Origin of the sequence: Acidiplasma cupricumulans (assembly GCF_001402935.1) — an archaeon.
Lineage (GTDB): Archaea > Thermoplasmatota > Thermoplasmata > Thermoplasmatales > Thermoplasmataceae > Acidiplasma > Acidiplasma aeolicum.
Genome location: NZ_LKBH01000025.1, coordinates 1 through 9,165, shown reverse-complemented (window position 1 = coordinate 9,165; position 9,165 = coordinate 1). Strand labels below are relative to the sequence as shown.

General features: G+C 35.6%; 12 protein-coding genes. 5 read left to right on the top strand and 7 right to left on the bottom strand.

Going from position 1 to position 9,165, the window contains the following annotated elements; translation table 11 throughout:
* Positions 1-54: 54 nt before the first annotated feature.
* From AOG55_RS00925 to AOG55_RS00915, 3 genes are all read right to left on the bottom strand, one after another.
* Positions 55-1,158, bottom strand: a complete 1,104-nt coding sequence (locus tag AOG55_RS00925) for a M20 family metallopeptidase (protein WP_084779377.1) — start codon at positions 1,156-1,158, stop codon at positions 55-57.
* On the bottom strand, positions 1,155-2,240 hold the full coding sequence (menC, locus tag AOG55_RS00920) for an o-succinylbenzoate synthase (protein WP_048101433.1): 1,086 nt from the start codon (positions 2,238-2,240) through the stop codon (positions 1,155-1,157). The genes AOG55_RS00925 and menC overlap by 4 nt, the downstream gene beginning before the upstream one ends.
* 81 nt (positions 2,241-2,321) lie before the next feature.
* A complete protein-coding gene (locus AOG55_RS00915) occupies positions 2,322-2,924 on the bottom strand; it encodes a hypothetical protein (RefSeq protein ID WP_048101432.1) in 603 nt (200 codons plus the stop codon).
* A 138-nt stretch (positions 2,925-3,062) separates the two neighbouring features.
* On the opposite strand from AOG55_RS00915, the gene AOG55_RS00910 reads away from it, so the two are divergent.
* From AOG55_RS00910 to AOG55_RS00900, 3 genes are read left to right on the top strand one after another with little or no spacing between them, the layout of a single operon-like run.
* Positions 3,063-4,229, top strand: coding sequence for an acetyl-CoA C-acetyltransferase (locus tag AOG55_RS00910; RefSeq protein WP_048101431.1), 1,167 nt, complete (start codon positions 3,063-3,065; stop codon positions 4,227-4,229).
* Positions 4,226-5,053, top strand: a complete 828-nt coding sequence (locus tag AOG55_RS00905) for a 3-hydroxyacyl-CoA dehydrogenase family protein (RefSeq protein WP_048101430.1) — start codon at positions 4,226-4,228, stop codon at positions 5,051-5,053. The genes AOG55_RS00910 and AOG55_RS00905 overlap by 4 nt, the downstream gene beginning before the upstream one ends.
* Positions 5,043-5,759, top strand: coding sequence for an enoyl-CoA hydratase/isomerase family protein (locus AOG55_RS00900; RefSeq protein WP_162216742.1), 717 nt, complete (start codon positions 5,043-5,045; stop codon positions 5,757-5,759). Before AOG55_RS00905 ends, AOG55_RS00900 begins: the two co-directional genes overlap by 11 nt.
* 110 nt (positions 5,760-5,869) lie before the next feature.
* On the opposite strand, the gene AOG55_RS00895 is transcribed toward AOG55_RS00900, so the two are convergent.
* Positions 5,870-6,652 carry a pyridoxal-phosphate dependent enzyme gene (locus AOG55_RS00895; RefSeq protein WP_054964036.1) on the bottom strand — a complete coding sequence of 261 codons (783 nt, stop codon included), beginning with the start codon at positions 6,650-6,652 and terminating at the stop codon, positions 5,870-5,872.
* A gap of 89 nt (positions 6,653-6,741) precedes the next feature.
* On the opposite strand from AOG55_RS00895, the gene AOG55_RS00890 reads away from it, so the two are divergent.
* On the top strand, positions 6,742-7,227 hold the full coding sequence (locus AOG55_RS00890; protein ID WP_048101428.1) for a hypothetical protein: 486 nt from the start codon (positions 6,742-6,744) through the stop codon (positions 7,225-7,227).
* A gap of 13 nt (positions 7,228-7,240) precedes the next feature.
* Here the strand turns inward: AOG55_RS00890 and AOG55_RS00885 are convergent, their stop codons facing one another.
* Together AOG55_RS00885 and AOG55_RS00880 are read right to left on the bottom strand one after the other, a co-directional pair.
* A complete protein-coding gene (locus AOG55_RS00885) occupies positions 7,241-7,738 on the bottom strand; it encodes a TIGR00725 family protein (RefSeq protein WP_054964037.1) in 498 nt (165 codons plus the stop codon).
* Positions 7,739-7,766: 28 nt separating this feature from the next.
* Positions 7,767-8,075, bottom strand: a complete 309-nt coding sequence (locus AOG55_RS00880; RefSeq protein WP_048101426.1) for an NfeD family protein — start codon at positions 8,073-8,075, stop codon at positions 7,767-7,769.
* A gap of 71 nt (positions 8,076-8,146) precedes the next feature.
* Between AOG55_RS00880 and AOG55_RS00875 the strand changes: the two genes are divergently transcribed.
* Positions 8,147-8,803 carry a uracil-DNA glycosylase gene (locus AOG55_RS00875; RefSeq protein WP_054964038.1) on the top strand — a complete coding sequence of 219 codons (657 nt, stop codon included), beginning with the start codon at positions 8,147-8,149 and terminating at the stop codon, positions 8,801-8,803.
* Here the strand turns inward: AOG55_RS00875 and AOG55_RS00870 are convergent, their stop codons facing one another.
* A complete protein-coding gene (locus tag AOG55_RS00870; protein ID WP_048101424.1) occupies positions 8,804-9,136 on the bottom strand; it encodes a hypothetical protein in 333 nt (110 codons plus the stop codon).
* Positions 9,137-9,165 lie beyond the last annotated feature (29 nt).

Below are 9,165 nucleotides of genomic sequence, written 5' to 3'. Positions count from 1 at the left end.
CTTCCGATCTATTTTTTAAATTTATATTAAATTATAATTTGAATAAAATTTATTTCAAAGGTCATTAATTAAATAATATAAAAGGGCTGCACGCTCGGGCATTGAATTAATGTATATAAATTCATTTTCAGAGTGGGCACCGTCACCAACTGCACCAAGCCCATCCAGAACAGGGGCATAGTATGAACAAAAATTGCCATCGCTGCCACCGGCAACAGATGTTTCCTCAAGATTCATATTTAATTTTTCATGTGCAATTTCCCTTGCCCTCATGAACAGCTCCTGTGATTTGAGCGTTTTTATCATTGGTGGCCTTATATTGTATTCTGTTTCTATTTTTGCCAGTGGATTTACAGGTTTTATATTTTCAATCAGATTTTTAATATCAGACACCATGCGTTCTGATCTGAATCTCAGATCTGCCTCTGCAATGCAAAGATCTGGTATAACATTTGACCTCGTGCCCCCTCTTATGACATCAAAATTTATTCCAGCTATACCTGATTTTTTTACCTCCATTATTATATTGGCAGCCTCTATAATTGCATTTACTCCCTTTTCCGGATCAAGGCCGGCATGCGATGATTTTCCATGCACTGTTAGTTTTACTGTGCCAACACCCATTCTTTCCGTTTTAAGCTTTCCATTTAATGATGGTTCCATAACCAGAACATATTCTGCATCCCTGGCATTTTCTATAATTATATCCTTTGAAAAGCCACTTTCTATTTCCTCGTCAGATGTCATTAAAAGAACGATTTGCCTATTAAATTCAGAATGCTCAACAATGTATTTAAGTGCATATAATGTCTGTATTATTCCGGCCTTCATGTCAAATATGCCGGGACCGTATGCCTTTTCACCCTCAATTCTGAATGGCCTTTCCTTTAATGTTCCCTCTGAAAAAACAGTATCATAATGTGTTAATAAAAGTATTTTTTTTCCGCTGCCAAGTGTGCATTTAATATCATTCCCGGTGTTATCAGATTTTATAATTTCCGGTACACATTTGAGGTTTTCCTCCAAATATCCTGAAATAAAGTCCACAAATTTATCAAGAAGTTTTTTATTATATGATGGGGTTTCAAATTCAACAACAGTTCTAAGGTCATTTATCATATTTTTTTTATTTTTTTCCATATATTCAAGCGGATTCAAAATATAACACCCCTTTCAACAGCATACTTATTAATTAATTCCTCATCTATTTCTATCCCATTGCCTGCGCCATTATAATCCTTTATTATGCCGTCCTCCATATTATATGGATTTTTAACAATGTCCCTTATGTAATATTTGCTGTTTGGTGATGTATCACCGGGATAGTCTATGAGCTTATTTGACGCCATTGCGATGTTATATGATCTGCCAACCCCTGTTTCAAGCATTCCACCGATCCAGACATGGCCATTATTTTCCCTGGCAATTCTTGCAATTTTTAATGAATTGGTAAGTCCTGATACCCTTCCAGGTTTTATATTGATCACGCTGCATGCGCCAATGTCAAATGCTTTCTGTGCCTTTTCAGGGGATGTTATTGATTCATCAAGGCATATTGGGGTTGATATCTCCCTTGCAAGTCTTGCATGGTATATTAAATCATCATGATATAATGGCTGCTCTATATACACCAGATTGAATTTATCAAGTTTTTTAAGTAATTCAAAGTCCTTTTCAGTGTAATCAGAATTTGCATCAACGCTTAAATTTATATCAGGGTATACGTCCCTTATGGCAGAAACTATTTTTAACTCCTCACCCTTCATTATTTTTACCTTTATTCTCTTATATTTTAATTTTAATGCATCATCTATTCTTTTTATCATTTTATTTATATCGTCCATGCCTATTGAAATTCCAACGTTTGCATACCCACGGCTATCACCAAGGAATTCATGCAACGGTTTTCCCATCTCCCTTGCCCTGTAATCATATAAAAGCATTTCAAGTGCAGCCTTTGCCATATTATGGCCTTTTATGTTTGATGATCTTGTTAGAAATTCCTCAGGATCAGGAACATCCTTAATATTTTGTGCCAGATACCTTTTTATTACATGAAGTGCGGTGTCATTATCCTCATAGCTGTAAAATGGATCCTGATCAGTTACTGATTCAGAGTATGATACAATACCATTATGTTCAAGCCTAAAAATAAGGGGCTTTCTGTTCACATCCGTGCCAAAGCTAGTTTTGAATGGCACAATCAATGGCATATCCAGTAAATAATATTCAAGTTTCATTGGTTTATATATATTAACTGTTTATTAATTTTCCGAGTTAAACAATGTATAAATATTTAAAATTGTGATAATGTATTTATATTAAAGAATCACAAAAACAACGGTTACCAGAAGGATTAATGCAACAAGATAGTCTATTTTCTGTGGACTTAAACTGTTTATTTTATTAAAAAGAATTTTATGCAAAAATATGGTTATTGAAAAAAGTGTTAGACCGGAAATTATTATAAAAACGGAGATCGTATTAAATATAAATCCCATGCCATATGTAAGCCCCATGAGTATGACCGGCACTATTGCCGGATCTGGGATAATACTTGTTAAAAGTATGGTTTTTTTAATTGGCTCTGGCATGCGGTTCTCATGTGCCTCATGCCTTGCGTTTATTATTATATAAAATGAAACAAATAATAATATGGAGACCACAAATAGCCTTAAATATATATCAGGAATAAAATGAATACCAAAAATAACTATGGTAAATGATAGCACAGATGAGAATAAACCATGAAGAATTCCCAGTGAAAGTGAAACAGCGCCCGTCTTCTTTTTTGTATATCTATTCTTTATTGCATATGAAATTATTGGGGTCCAGTGGTCAGGTGCAATCATATGAAGTATGGCTATTATTATTGCCAGTGATACTATGGCTGCGGGTACCAGCAGGTATAAAACTACCATCATAAAAAGGTAATGATATAAATGTTAATAATCTTGCCTATAAATATCTGATAAAAAATTGGGTTTTAATTCGCTTAATGCCGTATTTATTAATCTTGTATTAATGAAAAAATAGATAAATGTATTTATTATACTTATTCGATGTTAGATACTTATATAGTTTCGGCAAAAAGAACGCCCATAGGGAAATTTGGAAAATCCCTGGCAAGGGTAAAGGCCACAGAACTTGGTGGTGTGGCAATTAAGGGCGTCATAGATGATTCAAGGATAGATAAGGACCTCGTGGAGGAGGTTATTATGGGTAATGTAATCCAGGCCGGTGTGGGCCAAAATCCGGCAGGCCAGGCAGCATTTTATGCAGGTCTGCGGGATGAGGTGACAAAAAATACAGTAAATGTTGTATGTGCCTCTGGAATGCTTGCAGTTGAAAATGCCGCAAGGGAGATAGCCCTGGGGGAGCACGACATAATAATCGCAGGCGGCATGGAAAATATGAGTGCATCACCACTGTTGCTTAATTCTGAGTTTAGATGGGGACCAAAACAGCTTTTATACAAAAATTTCAAGGTTGAGGATTCCATGCTTGTTGATGGTCTGATAGATGCAATGTACAATGAGCACATGGGCGTTTCCGCCGAGGGGTCTGCAAGGAAGTACGGCATAACAAGAAAGGATGCCGATGAGTTCTCTGTTGAAAGCCAGGAGCGTGCATTAAGGGCCACAGAATCCGGTGAATTTTCAAAGGAGATTGTGCCGTTAAAAAACCTTGAAAAGGATGAGGGAATAAGAAAGACCACCATGGAGGACCTTGAAAAGCTTGTCCCCGCATTTGATCGCAATGGGATTCTCACGGCAGGCAGCTCATCCCAGCTTTCAGACGGTGCCTCTGCCCTGCTTCTGGCATCAAAAAAGGCTGTTGATGAGTATGGATTAAAACCCATAGCAAAAATCACAGGATTTGCCTCCGCATCAATGAATCCAAGGGACTTTGTTGAGGCACCAATACCCGCAACAAGAAAATTGCTGGAAAAACAGGGGAAAAATATAGATTATTACGATCTTGTTGAGCACAACGAGGCATTTTCAGTTGCATCCATAATAGTACGTGATCAGCTGGGTATAGACCCTGAAAGGTTTAATGTAAATGGCGGGGCAATAGCAATAGGCCATCCACTGGGAAACAGCGGGTCAAGAATTATAGTAACACTTATAAACGCACTTAAATCAAGAAAGTTGAATACCGGTCTTGCAACGATATGCCATGGTGGTGGCGGTGGCCACTCATTATCACTGGAGATGATATATTGAGGGTAACTGTAATTGGTGGTGGAACCATGGGTTCCGGTATTGCGGAGGTATTTGCACAGTTTGGACATGATGTCATACTTTCAGATATCTCCGACTCAATACTTAGAAAATCAGAGCTGGCAATCAACGCATCACTTAAGAAATTATCAGAGAAGGGCATAATAAAGGAACCTGAAAGGGTATCAGAAAGAATATTATATGATACAAATTTCACTGCATATGACTCAGAATTTTATGTGGAGGCTGTAATAGAAAAACCTGAAATTAAAAGTGAGGTTTTGCATAAAATTAAAAATCAGAATGCCATTGTTGCAACAAACACATCATCAATATCAATTACAATGCTCTCAAAATATGCGCCGAATCCAAAAAAATTTATTGGCATGCACTTTTTTAATCCTCCAGTAATAATGAAGTTAATCGAGGTTGTTTCAGGATACGATACTGATGGTGATACAATAAAAAGGGTTATGGATATTTCAAAATCACTTGGAAAAACCCCGGTTATGGTTAAGGATTTTCCCGGTTTTATTTCAAACAGGGTTCTGATGGCATTAATCAGGGAGGCAATTATATCACTTGAGGAGGGCATATCAGATGCGGCCGGAATAGATACAATAATGAAGCTTGGAATGAACCATCCCATGGGCCCGCTTGAATTATCTGATTTTATAGGCAACGATGTTGTTTATGATATACTCAATGTATTATATAATGACCTTGGCTATGAAAGGTTTAAGCCACCAGTCACGTTGAGAAATATGGTTTATGCCGGAAAACTTGGTAGAAAAACAGGTGAGGGGTTTTATAAATATGATAAATAATGAAGAGTTTGATGAGTATAATGTAATAAAAATGGATGATGGCGGACTTAATCCACTTGATATTTCAAGGCTGGAATCTGTTAAAAACCTGCTTAAAAATAATAAGATAAACATTATAACAGGAAATAACCGTGCCTTCTCTGCGGGTGCAAATATAAACAATTTCGTTGGCATGAAGGATACAGAGGCATTTAATCTGAGCATGAAGGGGCATGAGATACTTGATGAAATTGAGTCTTTTCCCATGCCGGTCATTTCCGTACTTAATGGATACACACTTGGTGGCGGTCTTGAGCTTGCATTATCAACAGATTTTAGAATAGGAGGGCCGAAATTAAAATGGGGATTTCCGGAAGTTAATCTTGGAATACTTCCGGGCTGGGGGGGAACCCAGCGCCTAAAAAAACTTGCAGGAAGGGCAAATTCTGAATACATAATCATGACAGGTAAAACCTTTAATGCCGATGATGCAGTGAGGTACGGCATAATTGCAGAAATTTCAGATAATCCGATGGAGAGGGCCATTGAACTTGCAGTTGATCTTTATAAAAAATCCCGTGAGGCCATAATAAATATCAAAAAATTGATGATGGAATCCTCATTTTATGATGAATCAAAATATTTTGCTGAATTATTTAACACAAAAAATGCGAAAATGGGCATAGAGAGCTTTCTAAACAAAAAAACCCCAAAATTTAATGAGTAAATATATTTTTTTCCCTGTAAATTTCCATATATTTTTTACCGCTATCAGGAAACACTGTTACAACATTTTTATCAGGAAACATATCGCTTAATTCTTTTGAAACATAATAATTAGCACCCGATGAGGGGCCTACAAAATAAACGCTGTTTATCCATAAGTTCCCTAACACCATAATATGCATATTTTTCATTTAATTCTTTAACATCATCAATATATTTCATATATTTATCAAGTATCCCCTTATTATTTGAAATAAACGGATTCCTGAGGCCAAAAATATGCGATCCGGAATCAGGAATTATTCCTACTGTTTTTGTATTTCCATTCTCCTTCAAATATCTTGAAATTCCTGTAATGGTACCGCCTGTGCCAATTCCAGCAACCAGAAAATCAACGTTAATTATTTCATTTTTAATTTCTGGTGCTGTTGTGTAATAATGTGCATCTGAATTAAGGTTATTTCCGTGCTGGTTTAACCTAAAGTATCTTCTGGGATCGGATTCAACGATTGATCTGGCATATTCAATGGAGGCCTCTGTGCTGTTTCCCTTTGTAAGTATCAAATCTGATCCAAGAGATTTTAAATAATCTTTTGTACCATTACTAGCACCCTCCGGTATTATTATTTTACTCTTAAGCCCAAATAAATTTGATATACCGGCCACTGCTATTCCTGTATTTCCAGATGAGGCCTCAACAATAATTGTATCCCTATTTATTATGCCGGTTTTTAGTGCATAATCTATCATAAAAAATGCTGCCCTTGATTTAATTGATCCGAATTTATTGCAAAATTCGGCCTTTGCGTATAAATTATCATCCAGCTTTATAAGTGGTGTGTTGCCTATGCCAAAACTGTACATTTCACTGGCAATATCATTTTCAATAGACATAAACATGGATATATTTTTAATTAATTAATATTTGCAAATTAAAGAATAATATACAAAACATTTAATAATTAAAAAATCATGATTAATAAATGACTGACAATAATGAGAACACAGAAAATGAAATAAAGGCTGAAAATATTTCAAGTGACGAGAATGTTGAATCAACTCAGGTTATAAATGAAAAACCTAAGGGAAATAATAAAGCTCTTTTTTATATAGAACTTGGAATACTGCTGGTTGCCATTATTTTAATAGGAATTGCATCCCTCCAGTTTGATAAGATAGGTCATGTAAAAATTAATGGATTTACAGAGGTGGCATTTCCACTGGGATTAATATTTATAGCATTTCCAAGCCTGTTTTATTTCGAAAAATTAAGGCATAAGAACCCGGCAATTGTCATATTAATAATATTTTTAATAGGAATAATATTAATATACGTTCTTCTCGGTCCATATAAAATGTTCACTGTGCATCTCAGGCTCCTTGGTGCTGTAATGGCAGAGTATATCATTGGATTCTTTATGCTAATGCATCACATATCATATGAGAGAAAACATATAATAAAAGAATAATTGTCTTTATATTTTATTTTTCACCAAATTTTGAGGTGTATTTCCACGCCTCGTCCATGGCCCTTTCGACAGCCTCCTCTGGTGTTTTAACCCTTATTAATTTTCCATCCCCATCTTTTACATCAATGTTTAAATTTCCTATTGATATCACACTTTTTCCCTCGGTTAATGCAAATGCCGCCTCGGAGGTTGTCCCTGATTTTCCGTCGATTGCAATTAATGCATCACTTGCCCTTATAATGAGAAAGTTCCTTAAATAGCCTATTCCGGTAGGTATAACCAGTGAAAGATACTTATTTCCACCATTTTTTGTATATTCCGGCATAAAGCCTGCAACAAACCCACCGGCATCATAAACACCATGCGATGCGCACTCCATAACGCCTGTTTTTCCGCCGCAGAACACTGCGCATCCATTTTTGGCAAGTAAATATCCAACCTTATAGGCAATGTTACAGTAAAATTCATCAGCTGTGCTTCCGCCAATAATTCCAATGTTATATTTGAACATGGTCAAAAATTTGTAACAATTATAAAAATTATTGTATTTTTGTAATATAAACCGTTAAATTTTTTATGGCCTTTACATATGCCATTTCACCCTTTTTAAATGTATCCTCGGGATTAACCGGAACGGCACGCCAGATCTGCGAATCTATGCTAATTTCATATGTATTATTTTTGAGAACATTTTTTATTTCACCGGTTTTGCCGATTAGTGCATCCGGCCCTGTGGCTATGGGCCTTCTGAATGGGTGCCTCAACCAGAATCTTGAAAACCATGCCCCTATAAAGAAGAAAATTACTGCAACCAAAAATATTGTTATATAATATTCCTGTGAATTCATAAACATTTAAATGAATTGCTTTATATTAATATTATGTAAATGTTTTAGTGCAATGCTGGAATTATAAAAGAATGAATCTTAATGAAGAAATAATCAATTGCAGAAAATGCCCAAGGCTTGTGGAATACAGGAAGACGCGGGAGATACCAAAAAGGTATTCTGGAGAAATTTACTGGAGCAGGCCCGTTACAGGTTATGGGGACATTCACGGTAAACTGCTCGTGATTGGTCTTGCACCGGCATTTAACGGTGGTAATAGAACAGGCAGGATCTTTACAGGTGATAAAAGCTCCGATTTTTTGATATCGGCACTTTACGAGGCAGGTTTTACAAATATCCCAACATCAACATCCAGGGATGATGGACTAACATACAATGATATGTATATAACACTTGCATTAAAATGTGCGCCACCGGATAACATACCATTAAAGGATGAGCTTATAAATTGCCAGCCGTTTCTTATAAGAGAAATACAAATGATGGATAAGCTTAGGGCTGTTCTGGTTCTTGGTAAAATAGCCTTTGATTCCTATTTAAGGATACTATCAGAAAAGGGAATAAACATTAAAAATGTTAAATTTGGAAATGAACTTTATTATGATATCAATGGAATCAGACTTTACTGCTCATACCATCCAAGCCCAAGAAATGTTAATACCGGGTCATTAAAAAGGGAGAACTTTATAAAATTTTTAAGGGAAATAAAAAAATACATAAATTCCTGATCATTCCTTTTTATGGTAAAACCATTTATTATTTTCTAAATGAAAATATGCACCATTTCTTAAATAAATTCTGTCTATTTTTTCCTCACTTTCTATAACATCATGATAGCATATTCTGCTTCTTCTTACCACCTTTCTGATGCAATCATTCCTTCCACCACATTTATTCAATGCCTTTCTAAGGTTTATTATATTATCCTTTTCGTTTTTTAATTTCTGCTTTTCCTTGGTTATATACCCGGGCTCAAAGCGCTCCCTTGATGAATGCTTTCTTTTTCTTACATAAACTGCCCTTCTGGGTATAAAAACGCCCTTTCTTGGAGTTACAGCCATTGCATATATTAGTTAAATATTATATTTAA